At 52.9% G+C, this 25173-nt stretch carries 22 protein-coding genes; 13 read left to right on the top strand and 9 right to left on the bottom strand.

Features of this window, described 5'->3' with window-relative positions; translation table 11 throughout:
• Positions 1-38 precede the first annotated feature (38 nt).
• The 5 genes from WMO45_RS11350 to WMO45_RS11330 all read right to left on the bottom strand — a co-directional run bounded on the left by WMO45_RS11350 (position 39) and on the right by WMO45_RS11330 (position 3749).
• Positions 39-260, bottom strand: a complete 222-nt coding sequence (locus tag WMO45_RS11350) for a hypothetical protein (protein ID WP_435387689.1) — start codon at positions 258-260, stop codon at positions 39-41.
• Positions 223-1203, bottom strand: a complete 981-nt coding sequence (mobV, locus tag WMO45_RS11345) for a MobV family relaxase (protein WP_349140884.1) — start codon at positions 1201-1203, stop codon at positions 223-225. Before mobV ends, WMO45_RS11350 begins: the two co-directional genes overlap by 38 nt.
• Positions 1203-1424, bottom strand: a complete 222-nt coding sequence (locus WMO45_RS11340) for a type 2 periplasmic-binding domain-containing protein (RefSeq protein WP_349140883.1) — start codon at positions 1422-1424, stop codon at positions 1203-1205. The genes mobV and WMO45_RS11340 overlap by 1 nt, the downstream gene beginning before the upstream one ends.
• Before the next feature lie 383 nt (positions 1425-1807).
• Positions 1808-3058 (bottom strand): DNA primase family protein, encoded by a 1251-nt coding sequence (locus tag WMO45_RS11335; protein WP_349140923.1) that lies wholly within the window; start codon positions 3056-3058, stop codon positions 1808-1810.
• Between the two features lie 61 nt (positions 3059-3119).
• A complete protein-coding gene (locus tag WMO45_RS11330; RefSeq protein ID WP_349140881.1) occupies positions 3120-3749 on the bottom strand; it encodes a CHC2 zinc finger domain-containing protein in 630 nt (209 codons plus the stop codon).
• Between the two features lie 322 nt (positions 3750-4071).
• On the opposite strand from WMO45_RS11330, the gene WMO45_RS11325 reads away from it, so the two are divergent.
• The 9 genes from WMO45_RS11325 (at position 4072) to WMO45_RS11285 (ending at position 11463) form a co-directional block, all read left to right on the top strand.
• Entirely contained in the window at positions 4072-4566 is a 495-nt protein-coding gene (locus WMO45_RS11325; RefSeq protein WP_349140880.1) for a helix-turn-helix domain-containing protein, read from the top strand.
• A gap of 41 nt (positions 4567-4607) precedes the next feature.
• A complete protein-coding gene (locus tag WMO45_RS11320; protein WP_349140879.1) occupies positions 4608-5717 on the top strand; it encodes a DUF6076 domain-containing protein in 1110 nt (369 codons plus the stop codon).
• Positions 5718-5733: 16 nt separating this feature from the next.
• Positions 5734-6543: an alpha/beta fold hydrolase gene (locus tag WMO45_RS11315; protein ID WP_349140878.1), complete on the top strand. Its 810-nt coding sequence runs from the start codon at positions 5734-5736 to the stop codon at positions 6541-6543.
• Position 6544: 1 nt separating this feature from the next.
• Positions 6545-7279 (top strand): alpha/beta fold hydrolase, encoded by a 735-nt coding sequence (locus tag WMO45_RS11310; protein ID WP_349140877.1) that lies wholly within the window; start codon positions 6545-6547, stop codon positions 7277-7279.
• Positions 7280-7314: 35 nt separating this feature from the next.
• The gene (locus WMO45_RS11305) at positions 7315-8541 is read left to right on the top strand and encodes a hypothetical protein (protein ID WP_349140876.1); all 1227 of its coding nucleotides are present in this window, start codon (positions 7315-7317) and stop codon (positions 8539-8541) included.
• 576 nt (positions 8542-9117) lie between these two features.
• Positions 9118-9849, top strand: coding sequence for an ABC transporter ATP-binding protein (locus WMO45_RS11300; RefSeq protein ID WP_349140875.1), 732 nt, complete (start codon positions 9118-9120; stop codon positions 9847-9849).
• Positions 9846-10577 (top strand): ABC transporter permease, encoded by a 732-nt coding sequence (locus WMO45_RS11295; RefSeq protein ID WP_349140873.1) that lies wholly within the window; start codon positions 9846-9848, stop codon positions 10575-10577. The genes WMO45_RS11300 and WMO45_RS11295 overlap by 4 nt, the downstream gene beginning before the upstream one ends.
• A gap of 11 nt (positions 10578-10588) precedes the next feature.
• Positions 10589-11032 (top strand): LytTR family DNA-binding domain-containing protein, encoded by a 444-nt coding sequence (locus tag WMO45_RS11290; RefSeq protein ID WP_349140871.1) that lies wholly within the window; start codon positions 10589-10591, stop codon positions 11030-11032.
• Positions 11029-11463, top strand: a complete 435-nt coding sequence (locus tag WMO45_RS11285) for a DUF3021 domain-containing protein (RefSeq protein ID WP_349140870.1) — start codon at positions 11029-11031, stop codon at positions 11461-11463. The genes WMO45_RS11290 and WMO45_RS11285 overlap by 4 nt, the downstream gene beginning before the upstream one ends.
• 257 nt (positions 11464-11720) lie before the next feature.
• On the opposite strand, the gene WMO45_RS11280 is transcribed toward WMO45_RS11285, so the two are convergent.
• The 4 genes from WMO45_RS11280 to WMO45_RS11265 all read right to left on the bottom strand — a co-directional run bounded on the left by WMO45_RS11280 (position 11721) and on the right by WMO45_RS11265 (position 16033).
• Entirely contained in the window at positions 11721-13232 is a 1512-nt protein-coding gene (locus WMO45_RS11280) for a hypothetical protein (RefSeq protein WP_349140869.1), read from the bottom strand.
• A 107-nt stretch (positions 13233-13339) separates the two neighbouring features.
• Positions 13340-13588 carry a DUF6061 family protein gene (locus tag WMO45_RS11275; protein ID WP_349140868.1) on the bottom strand — a complete coding sequence of 83 codons (249 nt, stop codon included), beginning with the start codon at positions 13586-13588 and terminating at the stop codon, positions 13340-13342.
• 11 nt (positions 13589-13599) lie between these two features.
• Positions 13600-15228 carry a 23S rRNA (uracil(1939)-C(5))-methyltransferase RlmD gene (gene rlmD, locus WMO45_RS11270; protein WP_349140867.1) on the bottom strand — a complete coding sequence of 543 codons (1629 nt, stop codon included), beginning with the start codon at positions 15226-15228 and terminating at the stop codon, positions 13600-13602.
• The gene (locus WMO45_RS11265) at positions 15221-16033 is read right to left on the bottom strand and encodes a hypothetical protein (RefSeq protein ID WP_349140866.1); all 813 of its coding nucleotides are present in this window, start codon (positions 16031-16033) and stop codon (positions 15221-15223) included. The genes rlmD and WMO45_RS11265 overlap by 8 nt, the downstream gene beginning before the upstream one ends.
• Positions 16034-16308: 275 nt before the next feature.
• Between WMO45_RS11265 and secA the strand changes: the two genes are divergently transcribed.
• From secA to WMO45_RS11245, 4 genes are read left to right on the top strand one after another with little or no spacing between them, the layout of a single operon-like run.
• Positions 16309-19056, top strand: coding sequence for a preprotein translocase subunit SecA (gene secA, locus WMO45_RS11260; RefSeq protein WP_349140865.1), 2748 nt, complete (start codon positions 16309-16311; stop codon positions 19054-19056).
• A gap of 31 nt (positions 19057-19087) precedes the next feature.
• Positions 19088-19900, top strand: a complete 813-nt coding sequence (gene pgeF / locus WMO45_RS11255; protein ID WP_349140863.1) for a peptidoglycan editing factor PgeF — start codon at positions 19088-19090, stop codon at positions 19898-19900.
• Positions 19897-21435, top strand: coding sequence for an ABC transporter substrate-binding protein (locus tag WMO45_RS11250; protein WP_349140862.1), 1539 nt, complete (start codon positions 19897-19899; stop codon positions 21433-21435). Before pgeF ends, WMO45_RS11250 begins: the two co-directional genes overlap by 4 nt.
• A 20-nt stretch (positions 21436-21455) precedes the next feature.
• Complete coding sequence (locus tag WMO45_RS11245; RefSeq protein WP_349140861.1) at positions 21456-25121, top strand: phosphoribosylformylglycinamidine synthase; 3666 nt, start codon at positions 21456-21458, stop codon at positions 25119-25121.
• Positions 25122-25173 lie beyond the last annotated feature (52 nt).

The raw sequence follows: 25173 nt of genomic DNA, 5'->3' as shown, positions 1-25173 counted from the left end.
TCAGAGTAGGTTTGGACACTCATCACACGTATATTATATCATGCAATGTCCTCTTTTTCAATAGATTCCGCAAAATGTTTGGAATTGTTTACAATTTCCTTTTTCTCGCTGTCCAAACAAATCGGCGGCTCCGGAAGATTTTCAATATCCAGAACCGCCGCATATTTCTCTATTAAGTTGGCAAGCAAATCGGCAAAGCCGCTCCATTCATCCTTTTTTCGATTATCTATAATGGTGTACCTCCTGCGTTTTGCTGTCACGATGTGTATATGCTCGAATGATCTCTGGCGGGATACGGTCAAGAATACCCTTGATACGTTCATAATCGCTGTGCAGCCGCATTTCCTGCAACTTCTTGACGGTGCTTTCTTTCTCGCTCTTTTCCAGAGCAGCGGTCAGCTCGTCATTTTTCTTCTCCAATGCTTTCTGCTTGCCGTCTGCCGTTTTGAAGAACTTTTCGTATTTCTTCATCTGCGTTTCCATGGCTGCCACATCGGGGATATACTTTTCAAGAAATGCCGCAATCTGTGCGGAGCGTTCCTTGTAGTTCGTAAATTTCATATCAGAGAGCAGTTCCGCCAGCTTGTCGTGCTGCTTGTTCAGACGTGCCATCTGCTTGAATACTCTCGTAGGGATATGGTCACGCCCGGTCTCGCTGGCACTTTCGCCACGTTCCAGATCGGGATATTTCTTGACCATGTGTTCCCAATACTTGTCCTGCCACTGGGTCAGCTTCTTTTTGTTCCCCAAAATCTCCTTGGCGCACAGTCTCTTATCCTCTGTCAGAGGGACAAAACAAAGGTGCATATGAGGTGATTTCTCGTCCAGATGCACCACAGCAGATATGATGGTTTCGGGAGCTTGATTCTGCTTTATGAACTCCAATGCTTCATTGAAGAACTCACGGATTTCAGCCCGTTTCTTGCCCTTGAAGAACTCCGGCGTAGCGGTAATGAGAGCTTCCACCACACGAACGCTGTCAGAGCGTGTGCGGCATCCGGCTTCAGCAATTTGCTTTTCGGATTCAGCCCTGTATTTTCTTTCAGGCTTGATAAGGTGAAAATTGAGGTGTGTACGGGACGGGTCAATGTCGGGATTGCTTGCGTATTTCTCTTTGGTGCGCTCGTTATGAGCTTCAATGCCGCTGATCTCCGGTCCCTTGTACTTGGCAAAACGTAAAATAGCATACTGCGGTGCTGCCATCAGCGATCACCTCTCTTTCTCCATACGATTTCAAAGCCCAGCACATCAGCCAGCTGTACCGCTTCGATATAACGGAGAGATTCACGCTGGAGCTTGTTGGATAGGTTGGAAACGCTGTCGCTCCATCCGTATTCGTCTGCCAGAAGGTCAACGACCTCCTGCATGGTCATCCCTTGCCGTACAATGTACGACTTGATTTCATTTCTCAGATTCGATTTCATACAAAAATTCCTCCATAATTTCGTGATATTGGTTTTTTGTGCGGTGAACTGTCCTCACCGATAAGTGTTGATTTTGAAGATGGTGTTTTCCTCTCAGATTTCGCTCTGCGTAGTCCTGTCCATAACAGCACCCTATCTGTTCTACTGTTTTGTGGGAGAGCAGACCGAACAGGAAGAAACACCACAGTTCCGTGAATGTGCTTTACTGTTCCGTAAATCACCAAATGATGATTTTGATACTTCCTGCGGTGTAAATCTTCACGGATTTCACAAGGCTTGCTTTAGAGCATTGATTTTTGCCATCGTTTTCAATGCTCATATAGAGGTGGAGTTGAAAACTGCCGTACGTACTGTACGGTACGTACAGCACTTTTTCACTTCGCTCACCATTTCAGAAAAGAGGACTTTGCCAGTACCTCGATACCCATAAATCCACGCACACGCTTTCCTCCGGCATAGATATTGTTGGTGGCTTCCACATTGTAAAGGCGTTTATTCTGTGCAAGCTCGGAACTGAGCCTGTTTGCTGACATTGGTTTTCGCACATTGTCCTCGCACCACAGCTTGTAGGCTTCATAGAGTGCCTTGGAGCTTGCTTCTGCATCTGCCTTGAAGAGGATATATCCCTCCGATTGCAGGAACTCAATGACATTGTTGCTGCTGCGTTTGACCGTTTCCACGTTCTCCCTGGCTTGTCCGCTGATGGTAAAGCGGTAGTTGTTGGCAAGCAGACGATACAGCCCCTCCATGCACCACAGGAAGATACCTTCGCTTTCCTGCATCAGCTTCTCGGCAAGGAACGGATCGTCCATTCTATCAGCGGGTCGCTCTTTGGTGGTCAACACGATCTGGCGGCGAAAGAATCCATCCGACTGGTCATGGAGTGCAGTCAATGCTCCGTTGCCGAAGCATAAAAAACGGGCGTACAGCAGACTTTGGTAGCTCTGTACACCCTTGCGTTCCATATCCATTTTGCACTCCGCTGTGACGATGGACTTGATATAGTTGGTTTTGGGAAGTGCGCTCATATCCATATCATCGTCCACCATCAAGAGCTTACTTTCCAGATCGGCTCGGCCGAAACGGTTATTTTCGATCTTCTGGATGCTTGTGGTGTTCATACTGTCACCCAGAATGGAGCGCATCACAAGCCCTATACGGCTTTTGCCCTCGCCGCCCTTGCCGATGAGCATGAGCATCTTCTGACCCTTGGTGGAGGGTATCAGACAGTAGCCGAGATATTCCTGCAAGGTAGGAATGTCCTCCGGTACGAGCAGATCGGACAAAAAATGCAGCCATCGTTTCGGCTGCGGTGCGTTTGGGTTATATGCCACTTTCAAGCGGTTGTTGCAGTAGGTCTTGTCCTCAGTGAATGTGCCGTTCAAGAAATACGTGCCGTTTGCCACATGAATGCGGTCTGTTTCTACAGGCAGCGGCGGCGAGTACGCCATAAGCTTCAGACTGGCAAGCAGATTGGAAACCGCCTTGGCAACGCCATTTGTCAGACACCCACGTACTTCATCCAGTATCATTTGACTGATCTCGCCCTCGTCCTCAACGATGCCATCCACTGTAAACAGGCGACCTCGTACGCATTTCATGGGATGAAGCTGTAAGAAATACTGACAGAACATAACTTCATTGATGTTCTTACCGTCAAACCAGAACGCCCAATCGCTGTCCTCGTCCAATGCTTCATCGTGCAAAATCTTTTCTTCGTTCACAGGCTTTTTCCTCCTTCTTCATTTTTTTCAGATACGTTTGCAGCTTTTTCAGCTTGCCATCGGTCATCATCATGTCGATCACCTCGGTGCGCTCGTAGGAATCGCCCATAACCAGCAGATCCACCAGATACTCCACATAGGACAGATGGTGACAGGCTTGAATAAATCTGTCATGCGGTGTCTCCTCCGGGGTTTTCGGTGCGTACAGTATCATCCATTCCTGCAGGAGCTTGTAATACTCCATGAGCGCAGAAAAGCACAGCTTCTCATTTTCTCTGAGTCGCCGTGCTTCGCTTTTCTTATTTAGTTTTTCCTGCACCGCCTTGTCGGGTGGCTTGTCCTGCGTGATGCCGAAGTCGTATGCAAGCTTCTTCGCCGCATCGTACAGGGACAGACCGTGGAGCTTGGATGTGAAGTCGATAACGTCTCCATGCTCGCCGCAAGCGAAACAATGGTAGTGATCATCGTCCACAAACAGGCTCGGATGGCGGTCATTGTGGAACGGACAAAGGGCTTTTCCATGACGGTTGACCTCCACGCCGTACCTTTCTGCCGCTTCTCTTGTGTTGATGCTTGTTTTTACTGTTCCGAATACATTCATCGCATTCCTCCATAATTCTTATTGATGGGGACGTTTTTTCATCCCCTCGTGTATATTATGAGGAAAATCGAAAAAAGCAGGCTAATGGCATGACAAGCTCATTTCAAAAAACATGACAAGACGGTTTGGAGTAAAATAGCGTAAATTTCTGGATGAACACAGCTAAAAAATCAGCTGGCATTCTATATTTTGTCACAAATATATGGTATAATGGAAGAAAACAAAAAACATGACAGCACAGACAAGCATTTATGAAGAATCGCTGTTTGTGAGGAGGAATTCTCACCGTGATTGATATACAATAATCCCGGAGGTGATCAATATGGATCAAGTGAAAATCGGAAAATTTATAGCTTCGCTCCGCAAACAAGCAGAACTCACGCAAGAGGAGCTGGGCGAGAAACTTGGCGTAACCAATAAAACCATCTCTCGTTGGGAGAATGGAAACTATATGCCGGACATCGAAATGCTGCAACTGCTTGCAAAGGAATTTCATGTCAATATCAATGAGATATTAGCCGGAGAAAGAATGTCTGACGCTGATTTCCGAAAAAAGGCTGATGAAAATATTATTGCAGTTTCCAAAAGCAGTGCATTTTCATTTGAAGAGAAAAAATCATATTTCAAAAAGAAATGGCGCAAGGAGCATATAGCACTGTTTGTCCTTTTAGGCGTAATCTTTTCTATGTCCATACTCCTGCCAATTCTCTTTGGACGAATAGAGTTTATTGGGTTAGCACCACTTGTTGGACTTATTGAATATGGGTATCAAAACAATAAAATGATGATCTATGTAGAACACAATCTATATGATTAACCGCAAAAACAAGAAAAACATGACAGATTGGAGGTAGGCACATGAGCATCCTAAATCAAAATCTGCTGACATTGGATTTTTGGCAGGACAAGGTAACATACGGTAAGAAGACCGTTCCCATCGGTACGATTGGCTGTGCCGCACTCAACATCACCGATGAACAGATCGCCGCATTAACAACACTCTGCCAGCCGTTGAACGAAATCATTCTCATGCTCGGTACGGGTAATGTGGATGTGTCTGTGTTCCCCACGGCAGAGAAAGCTCTATGGAAGATCGTCCGCTTCTTGCAGAAAACAGAACCGTTCTCTTTTCTGGACCTGGCAACGGATGAAAAGGAATTGCACCGTCTCTTTGACGAGGAACACATAGAAAACATCGTCTCGTACATCAAGGCATTACAGGAAATCGGCGCAGCAGCTTCTTTTGATGAAAAATACAGCCACGCTGTCGGTGTCTTGAAGCTGATACAGAGAATGTCTCAGCTTGGAAACACGCTGAAAATATTCAAGGGCGGCATGATTGACTTCGCCCACAAGCTCCATGACAGCAAACGCACGCCGGACGGATATGCCGCCGCTTTTGCCAAGCAGTTTCCAAAAGATGAAACATTATCTCCCGAAAATTCCATGTGGATGCAGTTGACCAATACCACAATTCAGTATGTATCTTCTGTTATGCCGGAGAAAGGCATACCGCAGCTTGTGAAGCGTATGCACTACGTTTCTTTTGTGGGTATGTTCCGTTCCGACTTGTTTGAGGGATTGTGTGTCGGTCATGCGCCAAGGAAATGTCCCATCTGCGGCAAGTGGTTTCTAACTACCGATGCAAGGCAGACTAAATATTGCGGAGGTCTTGCGCCGGGGGACAAGCGTGGGCGTACCTGCCGTCAGATTGGCAATCTCAAAGGCAGAGAGCAAAGAGAGCTTGCGGACGATCATCCCATCAAGGCGATTTACACACGCCGAATGAACACGATTACGCAGTATCTCCGCCGTGGCACTCTGGACAAGCAGATCGCCGATGTGATGAAGCGTCTGGCAAAAGATAAATTGGAGCGTGCGATCTTCGACTACGAGTATGCCAAGGGCCGCTATGAAACGGAGATGTCGCAGGATGCCTTGTTTATTGAGGCAACGAACAAAACTTGAGTATGGAGAAATAATCATGATTTACAACGCAAAGGAGCAAAAAACAAATCTACATAATATGCAAATTGATACTATTTCTTTCGGCAGTGGCAAGAAAAGCTTAATTATGATTCAAGGATTGAACACTCGTGGCATTAAGGGTGCTTCCGTATCACTTGCTTATATGTATCGTCTTTTCGCCAAAGAATACACTGTGTATCTATTTGACCGCAGACCGGATATTCCAGATGGTATGACAGTACGAGATATGGCTTCGGATGTTGCTGCAGCGATGGATGCATTGGGAATTACGAATGCTGATGTATTTGGTGTTTCGCAGGGTGGAATGATTGCGCAGTATCTCGCCATTGACCGTCCTGACTTGGTAAACAAATTGGTGCTTGCCGTTACGCTGTCCAAGAACAATCCTGTTGTCGAATCGACAATCGAGAAATGGATTGTATTGACTGAACAAGGAAATATAAAAGAGCTTGTGGAAGATATGGCAATCCGTATGTATTCCGATGCCTATGTAAAGCGATATAAACCGTTTATGCCGTTGCTGACTGTTATGCAAAAACCGAAAGATGTCAATCGTTTTATAAAATTGGCAAGAGCTTGTCTTACTTGTAATTCTTATGAGGACTTGCACAAAATCCAATGTCCAGTTTTTGTAATCGGCGGACAACAGGATAAAGTGGTTAGTGGTATAGCTTCGAGCGAAATTGCGGAGAAGCTCGGTTGCGAAATATATATGTATGAGAAGTTTGGGCACGCCGCATATGAAGAAGCCAGGGACTTCAACGACAGGGTATATGCCTTTTTGACCGGCAAGGAGAACAGTTAATATGAACGAACTTGAATACGGAAAAGAAAATCAACAGACAATTATGCTTTTGCATGGCGGCGGTTTATCTTGGTGGAATTACAAAGAAGTGGCTGAATTGCTGAAAGACAGATACCACGTCATTCTCCCAATTTTGGATGGTCATGCAGGAAGTTCTCGGAACTTTACCAGTATTGAAGATAACGCAGAAGCTCTATTGCATTACATAGATGAGCATTGCCAAGGACAGCTTTTTCTGATAGGCGGTTTGTCTTTGGGCGGACAGGTTCTGGTTGAAATGTTGACACAGCGTCCGTCCTTTTGTGAATATGCCATTATTGAGAGTGCCTGTGTTATCCCATCAAAGCTTACGAATACTTTGATAAAGCCCATGTTTGATATGAGTTTCGGACTTATCAAGAAAAAATGGTTTGCCAAGCTGCAATTCAAGTCGCTGAAAATCAAGTCAGATTTGTTCCGGAATTATTATGAGGATACCTGTAAAATATCCAAGCAGGATATGATTGCATTTATGAAAGCCAACACAAGCTATTCCTGTAAAGAAGAAATCAGCAGAACTACAGCCAAAGTAACCGTTGTGGTAGGCGCAAGAGAGCAATCCAATATGATTTCGTCAGCCCGAAAGCTGCATCAAATGATACCGGGCAGCACACTGTTCATCAAGGATAAGCTGTATCATGGCGAGTATTCTATCAATCATCCTGCGGAATACGCCGAATACATCAATAGCTTATAAGAATATTCAAAATAAACTGAAAGGAGGTGCGCCTAATGTCCGAAGAACGCTTCTGGAATACCGATGAATATGCCAGCACAGCTAAATTCGCTGTGCAGGACAGAGCTATGACCATGCGACAGGCAGGGCGCATCTTCCGTCTTGACTCTGCGCCGCCCAAGGTAGATGACATCAATGATTACATCGTTTCCGCTGTCCGTGAAAATGATCTGATCTATTTTACATACTTCCTGCATCACTACGAGCCAAGGCTGAACAAGCGAGTGTACCGCTTTCTGCTGACCGAGGGCATTGACCGATATGACCCTCTGCGCTTTCTGGATTACAAGCTCAGTTGTGTCCTTGCTATGTTGGAGTGCTTACCGAATTATGCCCCCGACAAGGGCGCAGACTTTCTGACCTACGCCCATCACTTCATCGGCAACGCACTTCTGGATTGCCGCCGACAGGAGGAAGCAGGCTCGTTCAAATCTCTGGACGAATACAAAGCTGCCCGTGGCGTTGCATGGCTCTATAACAATTCCGGCAAGAGCGCAAAGGAAGTGATTGCCGAATATGCCACCGAGCAGAACTGCACCGAAGAAACTGCCGCCGAGTATCTGACCCTTGCAAGACAAAACCGCAGCCGTGTTCCTTTTTACTCCACCATGCAGGACGAGAACAGCGAGGAAACAGGCGAAGATGTTACCTGTGACGATAGCTGGAACTACGCAGACATTCTCTGGAACGGTGTTCGTGCCGATGCGGTACAAGCTGCCTTTGACAAACTCAGCCGCAAGGAAAAGTTCTTCCTTGAAAAGAGAAATGCCATCTGTATGAACTGCGGACGGGTGATGCCGTGGGACGAGCGTTATTCATTTGAACAGCTTGCCACCGCTTACGAGTACAGCACCACCAGCGGCGCGGAGCGAGCTTACAAAAAGATCGTGGACAAGCTGACCGGACTTTTGGTGGATGCCGGTGTTCTCGGTGTGGTGGAATTGAAGCTGATCGACAAAAACAAAAAAATCGCCGCCGCTGCATACGAGTACAAAGCAGTACATCGGTATGCAAACGACGACGATGAATGGGGAGAAATCCGTTTTGACTTTTCTGCGGGAACAGCGCAGATCGTAAAACTGGCAGACGGCGATTTGAGCAGAACGAACGTCTTTGCAAAAATCGCAATCCGTCAAATTCTGAAACTCTCCATGAGCGAGCTTCCGAAGAAATTGACGATTCCCTTTGAGTTGGAGCAGGAGAAAATACGATACGGGAGCTGATCGCTGCGGCGGGTTTTTATATACCTCTTGCGCCCCCGTTGGCACAACAAATCTTTCCGCTCAGCTTCAAGATTTCCTATGCCAACTACACCCGAACAGCCGGATTTTGCTCATTGCAAATTCCTTGTCTTTTGTTGCTTACAGCCCACAAAATCCGCCTGTTCTGCTGCCGCTTGAAATTGACTGTCTGGCGTGGGACAGCCCCTTTCCAGCGTTAGCGGTCGCAAAAGGTATAACACACTAGACTTTGCAAGCAAAATCGTGTGCCAACAGGGATGCTTCTCGCCCCTATTGGAAACCCAGAGCCAAGGAGCTGCGCCCCTCTGGACACCCGTATATTTTCCTCGAAAATGGTACCCAAACTGTAAAAATGCAGTTTGACACCTTTCCTCAGAAAATACAAAACAGGATTATTTTCTGTTTCAATGTTACAGAAAAAATCCTGTTTCGATGCTGCGGCACAAAGCAGCAGTACCGATTAGACATCAGAAACGACCGAACAGACAGGAATCAACATTTCTCCATTTTTGTTTGCTATAATGATACCAGCAAAAAACAAAATGGAGGATAGCAGAAATGCAAGCAATTAAAACAACGGAGCTGGTCAAGCGGTACAAAAACCTGACTGCCGTGGACAAGCTCTATTTAGAAATTCAGCAGGGCGAATTATTTTCTCTGCTGGGTGTGAACGGTGCAGGAAAGACCACAACTATTAAAATGCTCTCCTGTCTGACAAAGCCCACGGGCGGAGAGGCTCTCGTAGGTGGCTATAGCACTACAAAGGAGCCGGAACAGGTAAAGCGGCTGATTGGCGTATCTCCGCAGGAAACGGCTGTTGCTCCAAATCTTTCCGTGAAAGAAAATCTGGAATTGATCTGCGGCATCCACAGTTTTTCAAAAGAGAAAACGGAAGCAAAGATTAGAGAACTTTCCGGGCAATTTGCTTTGGATATCGTTTTGAAAAGAAAAGCCGGTAAGTTATCCGGTGGTTGGCAACGCAGAGTCAGCATTGCCATGGCTCTGATCAGCGAACCGCAAATCCTGTTTCTGGACGAACCTACCCTTGGCTTGGATGTCATTGCAAGGCACGAGCTTTGGGAAACAATTCGTTCACTTAAGGGCAAGGTAACCATCATTCTGACAACACATTACATGGAAGAAGCAGAGGCTCTTTCTGACCGCATCGGCATTATGAAAAGCGGAAAACTTCTTGCGGTAGGAACAGTAGAAGAACTGAACGCATTAGCAGGAACAAATGATTTTGAAACAGCGTTCGTTTCTATTGTGAAGGAGGATACTGCGGTATGAGAATGATGACATTTGCCAAAAGATGTGCCAAAGAAATTCTCCGAGATCCCGTCAATCTTGGATTCGGTCTGGGATTTCCGTTGGTCTTGCTGCTGCTTTTGACTACAATGCAAAAGAATATTCCGGTACACCTGTTTGAGATCGACACCTTGGCACCGGGGATTACCGTATTCGGTCTATCATTTATGACGCTGTTTTCAGCGACACTAATTGCCAAAGACCGGGAAAGTGCCTTACTGCAACGACTGTACACAACACCTCTGACGGGACTGAACTTCGTCCTTGGCTATATGCTCCCACTTCTGCCTATTGCCATCGGACAGACTGTAATCTGTTATCTGTTTGCGATTCCATTAGGCTTGACTGTCAGCGAAAATATTGTCTATGCCATTATCGGAATTATACCAATGGCGATTTTCAATATTGCCTTGGGGCTTTTGTGCGGCAGCGTTTTTGGTGTAAAGCAGGTAGGCGGCATCTGCGGCGCACTGTTGACCAATCTTTCCGCATGGCTTTCCGGCGTATGGTTTGATCTTGAACTTGTTGGAGGAGCATTCGAGAAAATTGCCAATGCGCTGCCTTTTATGCACGCAGCGGAACTTGAGAAAGCGTTATTCAGCGGTAGTTTTGAACTTGCAGCACCACACATTCTGCCTGTTCTGCTGTATGGTGTATTGGTAACGGTAATTGCCGTATTCTGCTTTCTCAGGCAAATGAAAAAACAGTAAGGATTGAGGAGATGAAATATAAGCTCATTATCGACAAAAACGCAGAAGAAGAAATCATAGCAGTTGTTCATGCACCTTCTTCTCTGACACAGCAAATCGAGAATCTTGTCTGTAGTTATTCCGGTGAGGACTACATTATGGGATACAGGGATGATGAGATGCGGAAACTGGCATTTTCAGAAATCGAATGTATCACCATTCTTAACAGAAAAGTGATTGCCATTGATACAGGCGGCAACCACTTTTCGCTCAAAGACAGGCTTCGTGATTTGGAGGATATCCTGCCCTCTTACTTTATCCGCATCAACAAATCAACCCTTGCAAATGAGCATCGTATTCTGCGATTTGATGCGGTGTTCAGCGGCGGTGTGGATGCCGTATTTCAATGTGGCTATCGGGAATATGTTTCCAGACGCTGCTTTGCGGAAATCAGAAGGAGGTATGAAGGAATATGAGAAAGTTTGTTTTCGAGTTTTTACGCCGAGGATTTACAGCTTGCGGCATGGGCCCCATCATTTTAGCGATACTCTATCTGATTTTGCAACAGACCGCTGCCGTAGCTACTCTAACCGTAAATCAGGTATGCATTGGAATCTTTTCAATAACCGCACTTGCTTTTATTGCAGGCGGTATGAACGCCATTTATCAAATTGAACGGCTGCCCTTGATGGTGGCGATTTTGATTCACGGTGGTGTGTTGTATGTCAGCTATCTCGGCACTTATCTGCTCAATGACTGGCTGGATTGGGGTGTAATGCCGATTATAGTTTTTTCGGCTATTTTTGTCGTGGGCTATGTCGTGATTTGGGCGATCATTTATTCCATAACCAAAAAGAATACGGAAAAGCTCAATGAAATGTTAAGGCAAAAACAACAGAATCCATAAAACAGAAAAACCGCTGCAACCTCCATCCTACATGGGGATGAAAATTGCAGCGGTTTGTTGTGTTGCAGATTTTCCTTTTCAAGTTTTTCTGTAACAACGGTCATTTGTTCCGATGTTAATTGCCAATCCCACTCGAAGTCAATTTCGACGATGCAGTTATCGTAACAGAGCAGGAAACGCTGTTGCATTTTGCCGCCAAGTTTTAGTTGGTACGCTTCACTCGCTCCCCACAGCGTTGCATCTATTGAGTAGTAGATTTATTTTGGCATTATTGTTTCTATCCACTCAATCAAGTTCTTAATCTCATTTACAACATCGTTATTATTAATACTGGACAATGCAACAAACAAAGACAGAACGGTTACAATCATCATAATCCACTGCAGTTTGATATTTGATTCACTGCTTCTGTATTCAGCCGCATCATTTAACAACTTTAGTATATTATCAATTTGCGTTTTTGTCTCCCGGATTCTTTTAGATATACCTTCAAGACTTCTTGACGATACAGAACCTTTTTTATAAAACTGATGTCTAAAGGCTTTAGCATCATCGTGATCTATAGATTTACCTGAAAATTCCGAAATAAAACGATAACAATAATATAACTTCCGTTCAACCGCAACTCTGACTTTTAGAACAGAGGATGTTTTAGCTTTTCTAATCACTTTGCTGATTTTTTTATTGCAGATCGCAATGTCTCTATCTGCAACATATTCTAATGTAGCCGCAGTTAAATAAACCCCATATATATCCGAGATATCATGGTGGGCTATCTCCGGCAAATGATCGTCTTTGGAGTAATTTCCGCCGCAGAAAGCAGATAAACGTAACCCCTCATTTTCTCCATGCTTATAATCCCAGCATACGCAGGCGTTATACGTTGGTGCATAGTCGGCAACTCTGTCAAACGAGATACTATCCCAAAACTCTAAATTGCGACGCTCATTACTGGGACGGATATTGGTCGAATATGTTTCAAATGTCGGCGTAAATATTCTGTCTTCCCAAAACCTGATGGAAAATGTTTTGCGAATTTCCTTCAGTATTTGCCACTTCAGTTGGGAAACCATTGTGTAGACTTTTTCTTGACGAACATTATTGCCCGTATAAGATGATCTACCAAATTTTTTCACTGCATACCAAGGTGTATTGAATTGCCTACAAACTTTCGTATATCCAGAGTAATTTTCCTTACATATTTCTGCTATTTTGGCGTTAAACTCCTTTGTAATATATACACGATATTTTACTAAAAGAAATGTAGCCGATAAATTGCGAAGAGATACGGAAATATCAGAACAAAACTGTTGAAGTTTTTTGTTTTTGCAAAATCGAACCGTTAAAATATTTGTAAAAGCCTGACCATCATAATACTGACCAAAATTGTCGATTCTATCAATATCCTCGCGGGAACGAAATGCCCCAAAAGGAGTTGTTTTATTACGGCGAACACATTTTTTTAGTTCTTTCATAAACTTTGGTAGGTCTTCCTTTGGAAGATAATCATACAAATCTATGTAGTCCAACCTTATAAATCCATCGACACTCTCCCTTTTTATGTAGTCAAAGCCTTGCGGCATATCAGCAGATTTTTCTTTCGAAAACGGATCGTCATCATGGAACCGATATTTGTCATGTTCTGAAAGAGGGAATATTTTTGTCAACCGCAATCTCAATGTTTTGTACAGAGAATACGAAAGTTCAGCCAGTTTATCCGAAAAAGACATTGTATATCTATCGAATACCTTGCTGTAGGATAATTTCATCTTGCACACTCCTTTCATATGTGTATTGTGGAATATCGCTGTATCCCATATTCTGCAAAAGGTTTGGCGGCAAGAAGAAATCAATCTCCCTGCCGCCTTAAAATTTATCAGCTATCCAAAGATTTATACTCTGTGACAGTTTTCAAATAGGTTTCGGGATCACCGTTCAAGATTAGGTCTGCATACTCCAATGGAGCATTGTAGATCAGATAGTCAAGCTCCGACCGCTGATACATATTATCGGCAACCTCATTCTCTACCGCAATCGTATCAATGGCAATCATGCTGCCATCTGCAAATTTCAGCTCCACACAAGCGGTATCCATGTTGAACTCACAAGAAATCAAATGCGTCATATCCGCCCTCCTCAAATCATACCGAAGTGCGTCAATGCCTCCTCGATTGCTTTTTCTTTATCCGGCGGGCATTGGGGCTGTTTAGCGTCCTCAGACTTCGGCTTATTATAGTTCTCTCGCTCGATGATACCGCACTTCTGCTTTACCTGTGCAATATACAAGCTGCTGACTTTCAAGCCGCTATGCTCCAACACATAATCTTTGATCTCTTGGTAGGTAGCTTTCTTTTCTGCATCGGTCAAATCAAGCTCGTCCATATCCAAGTTTATCTCGATATGTTGCTTTGCATTAAGTTTGGACAATAAACATACCGTCTCCACATGGGCGGTGCGGGGGAACATATCCACGGCGGCGGCTTTGCGTAAGGTATATCCGAGAGCGGCAAACCGCTTCACGTCCCGGCCCAGAGTGCCGGGGTCGCAGGAGACGTAGACCACCCGGCTGGGGGCCATGGCGGCGATGGTATTCACCACGTCCTCGGCCAGTCCCTTCCGGGGCGGGTCCACACAGACCACGTCGGGACGTACCCCTTCCGCGGCCAGACGTCGGGCGGCCTCTCCCGCGTCGGCGCATAGGAAACGGACATTTTCTATGCCGCTCCACTGGGCGTTGCGGATGGCGTCGTCCACCGCCTGGGGTACCACCTCCGCGCCCCAGACCATGCCCGCCCGGCTGGCCAGAACCAGACTGATGGTGCCGATGCCGCAGTAGAGATCCAGAGCGGTTTCACCAGCCGTGAGGCCGGAGAATTCCAAAGCTTTGGCATAAAGAACCTCGGCCTGGTCGGGATTGACCTGGTAAAAAGAGGGGACCGACAGCTGAAAGCGGTGGCCGCACAGGAGATCGGACAAAAAGTCCTCCCCCCACAGGGTGCGGTAGTGCTCTCCGAGAATGACGTTGCTGTGGCTTTCGTTGATTCCAAGCACCACCCCGGCCAACCCGGGCTCTGCCTGGCGCAGGGCAGCTACCAGCTCGGACTGCCGGGGAACCCCCCGGCCGTTGACCAGCAGACAGCACAGGCTGCGCCCGGCCCGGTTGGTGCGCACATAAACATGGCGTACCAGTCCCGTGCGGGTGCGCTCATTGTAGCCCGGAATGGACCATGTCTGCATCCACTGTTTTACCGCCCGGCGCAGGCGGGTCGCCGCCTCGCTTTGGAGCAGACAGTCCTCTACGTCCACGACCTGATGGGTACGGGAGCGGTAAAAGCCGATGCGGGGGCCGGGAGAGACGGGAAACTGGGCCTTATTGCGGTAGCGGTCAATATGTGCCGCGCCCAGCACCGGCGGAACGGTCACCTCCGCCCCGCCCAGCCGGCGCAGAGCGTCTTCCACCCGGATGCGCTTGGCTTCCAGTTCCTCGGCATAGTCCATGTGCCGGTACTGGCAGCCGCCGCAGCGGCCATAATAGGGACACTGGGGGTCCGTACGGGCCGGAGAGGGGGTGATGATCTGCTTCACCTTGCCCCACAGGGCACTGCGTCCCACATGGGTGAGCTGTACCTCGCACTCCTCCCCGCGGATACCGCCCTGGACAAAGACCACCATGCCGTCCAGCCGGGCCACGCCGGAACCATCGCTGGCATAGCCGTCGATGTGCAGGCGGTGGACCGACTGCTCCTTGGGCCGAGTGTTATCCATGGCTGCTCACGTCCTTCAGCGCGTCATAGGTAAGGGTGACTTCCACCGGCTCATGCAGGCCGGTGAGGGTGTTGCCCTGGATCCAGAACACATATCCCTCGTCAGTGAGGTAAAAGTGCTCAGCCTGGTAGGCGAGGGTCACCTGGTCCCGGGTAAAGCCGCCGGAGCGGATGACCTCCTGGGCCAGGAAAGCGTCCACGACCCGTTCCTGCACCGTGTCCGGATCGGAGAAGAAATCCACCGAGCCCAGCTGCTCACCGGTCTGGGCGTCAAACTGTTCGGACAGGCGGAAGGTGGTGGGATAGGGAGCGCTGCTGCTCAGGTACCAGTTGCGGCAGATGCTGATGACCGCCTCATCTTCATAGCAGACCTGGGAGGTCATTTCTTCCGTAGTGGGAGTAAAGGGAAAGCCGGAGGCCTGGGATACGTCGTAATCGGCTACCACCATCTCATAGTTCTCCTCCGCCTCGGCCAGACGGCGGGAGCCCTCAGACTTGTACCAGTCGTTGATGGCCGCCCCGGCGGGGCAGGCGTCGGTATTCTGGATGAGGGGCAGGGTGTAGCTTACCTGCATCACCTGGGTGCCGTCCCCGGCGGTGAAGGTGCGCTGGATAACCTGCTCACTCCACACGGGCGGTTCAGGCTCGGGGGTGGGGGTGGGCTCCGGCGTGGGGGTGACAGTGGGAGCAGGTTCCGGCGTGGGGGTAGGGGAGATCTCCGGTGCTTCCGGCGTGCCGGTACAGGCTGTGAGCGTAGCAGCCAGGGTCAACGCCAGAAGAGTGGATAAAACAGTGCGTCTTTTCATACATAAACTCCTTTGCGGGGGTGGATCGGGATGTTGTTATTGTACCATCCGTCGTCTCGTCCGTAAATGGAAAAACGCGTTTTGTAAATTTTTATGTTCAATTATCTGCCGGGCAGGAGCGGATTTCATACAGACTCCGGACGAAAGACTGGATTTGTTCACAATTTCCCCTTTTTTATTGGGGGTAGATATGGTATACTAGGAAACTGAATTAACCTGAAAGTCCAGCGCCTGGGGGCGCGGATGATCCAGAACAAGAAAGGTGAACAAGACGCATGGGACTGTTGAAAAAGCTGTTCGGCACCAGCTCTGAGAAGGAACTGAGGGCCATTCGACCCATCGTGGACAAGATCGAGGCCCTGGATGAGGAGTACTCCAAGCTCACCGACGAGCAGCTCAAAGCCAAGACCCCTGAATTCAAGGAGCGGCTTGCCAACGGCGAGAGCCTGGATGACATCCTGCCTGAGGCGTTTGCTGCCTGCCGCGAAGCGGCTTGGCGTGTGCTTGGCATGAAGCCTTACCGGGTGCAGCTCATCGGCGGCATCATTCTGCACCAGGGCCGCATTGCTGAAATGAAGACCGGTGAAGGCAAGACCCTGGTGGCCACCCTGCCGGCTTATTTGAACGCGCTGGCCGGCGAGGGCGTGCATATCGTAACGGTCAACGACTACCTGGCCAAGCGCGACAGTGAGTGGATGGGTAAAGTCTACCGGTTCATGGGCCTCACCGTTGGCCTGGTGATCCACGAGGTGGAACCCAAAAACCGTAAGGCTGCCTACGCTGCCGATATCACTTACGGCACCAACAATGAGTTTGGCTTTGACTATCTGCGGGACAACATGGCCATTTATGCCCATGAGATGGTCCAGCGGGGCCACAGCTTTGCCATCGTGGACGAGGTGGACTCCATCCTCATCGACGAGGCCCGTACGCCCCTGATTATTTCCGGCCAGGGGGATAAGTCTACCCAGCTGTATACGGTGGTAGACGCTTTCGTGGCCAAGCTGAAGGGCCAGCGGGTGGCCAGCGTGGACACCAAAGAGGAAGAGGACCCCAATATCGATGCCGACTATGTGGTGGATGAGAAGGCGCGCACCGTTACCCTCACCGCCCGTGGCATTCAGAAGGCGGAGCAGCAGTTCCAGATCGAGAACCTGGCCGACCCGGAGAATACCACCCTGTCCCATCACATCAACCAGGCGATCCGGGCCCGGGGCCTGATGAAGCGGGACATCGACTATGTGGTGAAGGACGGCGAGGTCATCATTGTTGATGAGTTTACCGGCCGCCTTATGTATGGCCGCCGGTATTCCGAGGGCCTGCACCAGGCCATCGAGGCCAAGGAGCATGTAGAGGTTGCCCGGGAGTCCAAGACTTTGGCCACCATCACCTTCCAGAATTACTTCCGTCTGTACAACAAGCTCTCTGGTATGACGGGTACCGCCATGACGGAGGAGGAGGAATTCGGCACCATCTACTCCCTGGATATCGTGGAGATCCCCACCAACAAGCCGGTGCAGCGCGTGGACCATTCCGACGTGGTGTACAAGACCGAGGCGGGCAAATTCCGCGCCATCGTGGAGCAGATCGAGCAGTGCCACGCCAAGGGGCAGCCTGTGCTGGTGGGCACCATCTCCATTGAAAAGTCGGAGGAGCTCTCCGGCATGCTCAAGCGCAAGGGCATCAAGCACAACGTGCTCAACGCCAAGTTCCATGAGAAAGAGGCCGAGATCGTTGCTCAGGCCGGTAAGCTGGGTGCGGTTACCGTGGCCACCAACATGGCCGGCCGTGGTACCGATATCATGCTGGGCGGCAACGCCGAGTACCTGGCCCTGGCCGATCTGCGCAAGGCAGGTCTGAGCGACGAACTGATGGCCGAGGCCACCGGCTATGCCGAGACCGACAATGAGGAGATCCTCAACGCCCGGCGGATGTTTGCCGAGGCGGAGGCCAAGTATAAAGATGAGATTCGTGCCGAGGCAGACAAGGTTCGTGAGGTGGGCGGTCTGTTCATCCTGGGCACCGAGCGCCACGAGTCCCGCCGGATCGACAACCAGCTGCGCGGCCGTGCCGGCCGTCAGGGCGACCCGGGCGAGAGCCGGTTCTACCTGTCCCTGGAGGACGACATCATGCGCCTGTTCGGCTCTGAGCGGGTGATGAACATGATGGAGAAGCTGGGTGTGGACGAGGATACCCCCATCGACGCCAAAATCCTCTCCGGCGCCATTGAAAACGCCCAGCGCCAGGTGGAGTCCCGCAACTTCCAGACCCGTAAGACCGTGCTGGAGTATGACGACGTGATGAACACCCAGCGCCAGGTGATTTATGAGCAGCGGCGCAAGGTGCTGGACGGCGAGAACCTGAAGGAAGCGGTCCAGAGCATGCTTACCACCATCATCTCCAACGAGGTTCATGCCCATATGGGTGAGCTCAAGCATATGGACGCGGAGAACTGGCGGGAGGTGTGCGCCCAGTATCGTGGGCTCTTCCTGCAGCCGGATGAGTTTACCTTTACCGACGAAGAACTGCAGCAGTACGATGCCGACGGGCTGATTCAGCTGCTGCGGGACCGGGCTGGCGAGGTATATGCCCAGAAGGAAAAGGAACTGGGCGAGCCTCTGATGCGTGAGCTGGAGCGGGTGATGATGCTCCGGGTGGTAGACGAGTACTGGATGGACAACATCGACGCCATGCAGGAACTGCGCCAGGGCATCGGTCTGCGGGCTTATGGCCAGAACGACCCCGTGGTGGAGTACAAGCGCGAGGGCTATGAGATGTTCGAGCGGATGATCGCCGCCATCCAGGAGGAGACTCTGCGGCGTATCTTCCTGGCTCGGGTGCAGGTAGGCGGCGAGGTCAAGCGCCAGCGGGTGGCCAAGGTCACCGGCGAGAGCGCGGGCAACGATCAGACCGTGAAGAAACAGCCCGTCAAGCGGGGCGACAAGCCCGGCCGCAACGACCCCTGCCCCTGCGGCAGCGGCAAGAAGTACAAGAAGTGCTGCGGAATGCACGAGGAAGACTGACAGGCGCCTGAGGCTATGGAGGATTCCGAGCATGAAGATCACCGAACACAACGTCAATGGCGTGGTGTACCTTTCCGCCGACGGCTTTGAGGCCGCCGGCGGTGTGGTACACGGCTTTTCCACCCGGTTGGGGGGCGTGTCCCAGGGGATCTACGCCACGCTGAACCTGAGTATGAACCGGGGAGACGACCCGGACCATGTGCGGGAGAACTACCGCCGCTTCTGTGCTGCCATCGGCGCGGGGAGCGAACGGATCGTCTGCTCCAGCCAGGTCCATGGAGATACGGTGCGCACCGTTACCGCCGCTGATTTGGGAGTGGGGCTGGACCAGCCTGAGCCGTGGCAGGCGGACGGACTGGTGACGGATATCCCCGGGGTGACGCTCACGGTCTTTTCCGCGGACTGCCTGCCCATCCTGCTCTATGACCCGGTGCGCCGGGTTGTGGGTGCGGTTCACGCCGGCTGGCGGGGTACCGCTCTGGGCATCGTGACCCGGGCGGTGGAGCGCATGAGCCAGTGTTATGGCTGTCAGCGCATGGACATCCTGGCGGCCATTGGACCTGGGATCTCCAAGTGCTGCTTTGAGACCCACGAGGATGTGCCCAATGCCATGACCGAGGCCATGGGTGCGGCGGCTCTGTCTTTTATTCAGGTGTTGCCCACCGGCAAGTTCCGTGTGGATCTGAAGGGACTCAATGCAAGACGGTTGGAGGCGGCGGGCCTGGATCCCGAGCACATCGCTGTGGCGGAGGACTGCACCTGCTGCCTGCCGGAAAAATACTGGTCTCATCGCTATACCCACGGGGAGCGGGGAAGCCAGGCCGCCATGATCGCACTGGCATGAGGAGAAGACGATGGATCGCGCTGCTGCTGGCATTGGCTATGGTAGCGGTGCTGACGGCCTGTGGGGAGGAAGCGGCGCCCACCCCCTCGCCGGAACTTACGGCCGCCCCCAGCGCCCAACCGGCGCCGGAGGCGGCCGAATTTGCTTTGGCCTGCTATCCCGATGCGGGATTTCACCCCATCACCGGCACCAACAGGACCAACCTGGATTTGGGTGGACTGCTCTATGAAGGCCTGTTTGCCCTGGACCAGAGCTTCCAGGTGCAGCAGCAGCTGTGCCAGTCGTATACCGTGTCGGAGGATGGACTTACCTGGACGTTTGTGCTGCAGAGTGGCGTTACCTTCTCCGACGGCAGTGCCCTCACTGGAGCGGAAGTGGCGGCCAGCCTGAACCTGGCACGCACCAGCCAGCTGTATGCCAACCGCTTGGCAGATGTGCAGAGTGTGACGGGAGAGGGCTCTCAGGTACAGGTGGTTCTCCGCCGGGCCAATGGGGCGCTGCCTTCTTTGCTGGATATTCCAATTGTAAAGGAGACGGGGGGGAACCCCTTGGGAACGGGACCCTATGTGCTCACGGGGGAAGGGGAGACCCTGGCCCTCACGGCCCGGACAGACTGGTGGCAGGGAAAGGACCTGCCCAAGCAGTCCATCCCTTTACGCAGCATCCAGGAGGCGGACGACCTTATCCATGCCTTTGATACCAGAGATATTGCCCTGGTGGCCACGGATCTGACCGGGACCAATGCACTGGGCTTTTCGGGATCCTTTGATACGGTGGATTATCCGACCAGCAATATGCTGTATGTAGGCTTTAATACCCAGAAGGGCCCCTGTCGGGACAGCGGAGTACGCCGGGCGCTGCAGTGGGGCTTTGACCGCTCGGCGGTGGCTACGGTGTTGCTCTCCCGCCACGCCTGGTCCGCTGCGCTGCCCATTTCGCCGGCTAGTGCCTACTATCCGGAGGATCTGGTGGAGACGCTGGAGTACTCGCCCCAGATGCTGACCCAGACCTTAAGTGAAGCGGGCTGGAGCCAGTCGGGGGACGGCTGGCGAAAGAGCGGAGAGACACTGGCGCTCACCCTGGTGGTACCCACAGGCAACGCCGACCGCCTGGCGGTGGCCCAGCACCTGGCCGATGGATTGGGCCAGGAGGGAATCGCGGTAGAGGTGAAGGCCCTGGCCTGGGCGGATTACCTCCAGGCCCTGCAGAAGGGGGAGTTTGATCTCTATCTGGGAGAAGTGCGCCTGACCGCCGACTTCGATCTGACCGCACTTATCACGCCGAATGGGACATTGAATTACGGAAAATATCAGGATACCGAAGCGTCCAGCCTGCTGGAGGCCTTCCGGATAGCCTCCGGGCAGGGGCGGGATCTGGCAGGGCGGCGGCTGTATGCGCGCCTTATGGAGGAGCCGCCCTTCGCGGTGCTCTGCTTCAAAAACGGATCGGTGCTTACCCAGTGGAGCCAGATCTCAGGAATGACGCCTACCCAGCAGAATATATTCTACGGCTTTGCCGACTGGAACTTAGTCTAAAGAGAGTGGGGAGAACGAGAATGGGTTACGTATTTCGCTGTTTTGTGGAGAAAAAGCCCGGCTTTGCCGTAGAGGCAGAGCATCTGTTCACCGAGCTGCACCACACCCTGGGCCTGACCGGCCTGACCGGTATTCGGGTGTTGCGGCGCTACGATGTGGAAGGTGTGGACCGGGAGGTCTACCAGGCCGCCCGTACGACCATCCTGTCCGAGCCTCAGGTGGATGACATCTGGGACGAGACCATGCCAGACCCGGAGGGGGCGCACACTTTGCTGGCGGTGGAGGCGCTGCCTGGTCAGTATGACCAGCGGGCCGACTCCTGCGCCCAGTGCATCCAGATGATGACCGGCGGAGAACGGCCCACCGTCCGTGCGGCTACCGTCTATGTTCTGGAGGGGACCCTGGATCAGAGTCAGGTGAATAAGGCCCGGGGCTATCTGATCAACCCCGTGGAGAGCCGTGAAGCTACCCTGGACAAGCCGGAGACCCTGCAGCAGGATTACCCCGTGCCGGATGCGGTGCCCGTGCTGGAGGGCTTTACCACCCTGGACCAGGCGCAGCTGGAGCAGATGCTGGGCCAGTACGGTCTGGCCATGGACCTGGCCGACCTGACCTTCCTGCAGAGCTATTTCCGGGATGAGGAGAAGCGGGACCCCACTCTGACCGAGGTGCGGGTGGTGGATACCTACTGGTCTGACCACTGCCGCCACACCACCTTCTCCACCCATCTGGATCAGGTGGAGATTGCGGATCCGGCCGTCCAGGCCGCTTATGAGCGCTACCTGGCTGCCCGGGTGGAGGTGTACGGCGAAGAGAAGGCCGCCCGGCGGCCTCAGACTCTGATGGACATTGCCACCATCGGAGCCAAAACCCTGAAAAAACGCGGCCTGCTGCCCGAGCTGGATGAGAGCGAGGAGATCAATGCCTGCTCCATCCATGTGCCCGCCCTGGTGGACGGACGGGAGCAGGACTGGCTTTTGATGTTCAAGAACGAGACCCACAACCACCCCACCGAAATTGAGCCCTTCGGCGGCGCTGCCACCTGCATCGGCGGGTGTATCCGCGATCCCCTGTCCGGCCGGGTGTATGTTCACCAGGCCATGCGCCTCACCGGCTGCGGCGATCCGCGGGTGCCGGTGGACCAGACGCTGGAAGGAAAGCTGCCCCAGCGCAAAATCGCCCAGACTGCGGCAGCGGGCTACTCCTCTTACGGCAACCAGATCGGCCTGGCCACCGGCCACGTAGCCGAGCTTTACCATGAGGGATACATCGCCAAGCACCTGGAGTGCGGCGCGGTGGTGGGGGCCGCCCCTGCCGATCATGTGCGCCGTGAGACCCCTGCACCCGGCGACGTGGTCATCCTGCTGGGCGGCCGCACCGGCCGGGACGGCATCGGCGGCGCTACCGGCTCTTCCAAGAGCCACAACAAGGCCAGCCTGGATACCATGGCCAGCGAGGTGCAGAAGGGCAACGCTCCTGAGGAGCGCAAGCTCCAGCGGCTGTTCCGCAACCCCAACGTGACCCGCCTCATTAAGCGGTGCAACGACTTTGGCGCCGGCGGCGTCAGCGTGGCCATCGGTGAGTTGGCCGACGGCCTGTCCATCGATCTGGACGCGGTGCGCAAGAAGTATGACGGCCTGGATGGCACTGAGATCGCCATCTCCGAGTCTCAGGAGCGCATGGCCGTGGTGGTGGCGCCGGAGGACGCCCAGGCTCTGATGAACTTTGCCTCCATCGAGAACCTGGAGGCTTACCCGGTGGCTACTGTCACCGAGAGCCCCCGGATGGTCATGACCTGGCGGGGCCAGACCGTAGCCAACCTGTCCCGGGCCTTCCTGAACACCAACGGCGCGGTAAAGCACGCCCAGGTGAAGGTGGCCTGCCCCACCCGGACACAGGCCCGTCCGGCCCACTCCCTGCGGGAGATGGCCGGTAGCCTGAAGTCCGCCTCCCGCCGTGGTCTCACCGAGCGGTTCGACGGCTCCATCGGCGCGGGCAGCGTGCTCATGCCCTTCGGCGGAGCTACCCAGCGCACTCCGGCCCAGGCCATGGCGGCCCTCTTCCCCGTAGAGCCCAATCAGGAGACTGCCCAGGCCAGCGTCATGGCCTGGGGCTGCGATCCCGACCAGCTGTCCGCCGACCCCTATGTCGGCGCGCACAGCGCGGTATATACCTCGGTGGCCAAGCTGGTGGCGGCTGGCGCCGACTATGAAAAGGCCTATCTGACCCTCCAGGAGTTCTTTGAGAAGCTGCGCCAGGAGCCTGAGCGCTGGGGCAAGCCCTTTGCCGCTCTGCTGGGCGCTCTGGATGCCCAGCTGGAGCTGGGGGCGGCCGCTATTGGCGGCAAGGATTCCATGTCCGGAACCTTCCTGGACCTGGATGTGCCCCCCACCCTCATCTCCTTTGCCATCGCACCGGTGGAGGCCGATGCGGTGCTCTCCCCCGAATTCAAGGCGGCGGGAGACCCGGTGTACCTATTCCGCGGTGTGGAGGGCTGGAAGCAGCTGCAGGCCCTCCGCCGGGAGGGCGTGGTGCGGGCAGCCTGGGCCGTGGAGAACGGCGCGGCCGAGGCTGTGATGCAGATGTCTTTCGGCAACAGCGTAGGCTTTGACGCCGATGCCGGTGTGGAGCTGGACTGGTATGCCTCCTGCCCCGGCGCCATCGTGGCCGAGCTGAGTGGAGAGCGCAGCGAGGGCATGCGCATTGGCCGCACCACCGCCGAGCCGGTGATCGTCCTGGGAGACGACCGGGCTACCGTAGATGAGCTGCTGCGCCTCAACGAAGGGGTGCTGGAGGACGTGTATCCCACCCGGGCGGGCAAGACCGCTGCGGTGGAGCCCATCTCCTGGGACAAGCGTTCCCCCGCCGTGTGCAAGTCCAAGGTGGCCCGTCCACGGGTGGTCATCCCTGTGTTCCCGGGCACCAACTGCGAGTATGATTCGGTCCGGGCCTGCCTGCGGGCGGGTATGACGGCCGAGACGGTGAACATCCGCAACCTGACGGCCGACGATCTGCGCCAGTCCACCGTGGAGTTGGAGGGCGCCATCCGGAACGCCCAGATCCTCTTCATCCCCGGCGGCTTCTCCGGCGGTGACGAGCCTGACGGTTCGGCCAAGTTCATTTGCTCCTTCTTCCGCAATCCCCGCATTGCCGACGCGGTCCACGACCTGCTTAAGAACCGGGATGGTCTGATGCTGGGCATCTGCAACGGCTTCCAGGCTCTCATCAAGCTGGGCCTGGTGCCCTATGGTGAGATCCGGGATATGGACGAGCACTGCCCCACCCTGACCTACAACACCATTGGCCGCCACCAGAGCCGGTATGTCACCACCCGGGTGGCCAGTGTCAACTCCCCCTGGATGCTCAAAAGCCGGGTGGGTGACCTGCATGCCATCCCCATCTCCCACGGCGAGGGGCGCTTTGTGGCGCCCCAGGCGGAGCTGGAGCGCCTGATCGCCCACGGCCAGGTGGCCACCCAGTATGTGGACGCAGCGGGCGTGCCCTCCATGGACATCGATGTCAACCCCAACGGTTCGCTGTGTGCCATCGAGGGTATCTTCTCCCCCGACGGCCGGGTCTTTGGCAAGATGGGCCATTCGGAGCGGCGGGGCCCCTTCGTGGGGATCAACATCCCCGGCGACAAGCACCAGCCTCTGCTGGAGAGCGGCGCGGAGTACTTCCGGTAAACGGCAGAACAAACGCCCGGCGCGGATGCGCCGGGCGTTTTTCATGGGATTT

It is taken from the genome of Flavonifractor hominis, from assembly GCF_040095835.1.
GTDB lineage: Bacteria > Bacillota > Clostridia > Oscillospirales > Oscillospiraceae > Flavonifractor > Flavonifractor hominis.
The sequence above is the reverse complement of the archived record's forward strand: the minus strand, read 5'-3'. Positions and strand labels throughout refer to the sequence as shown.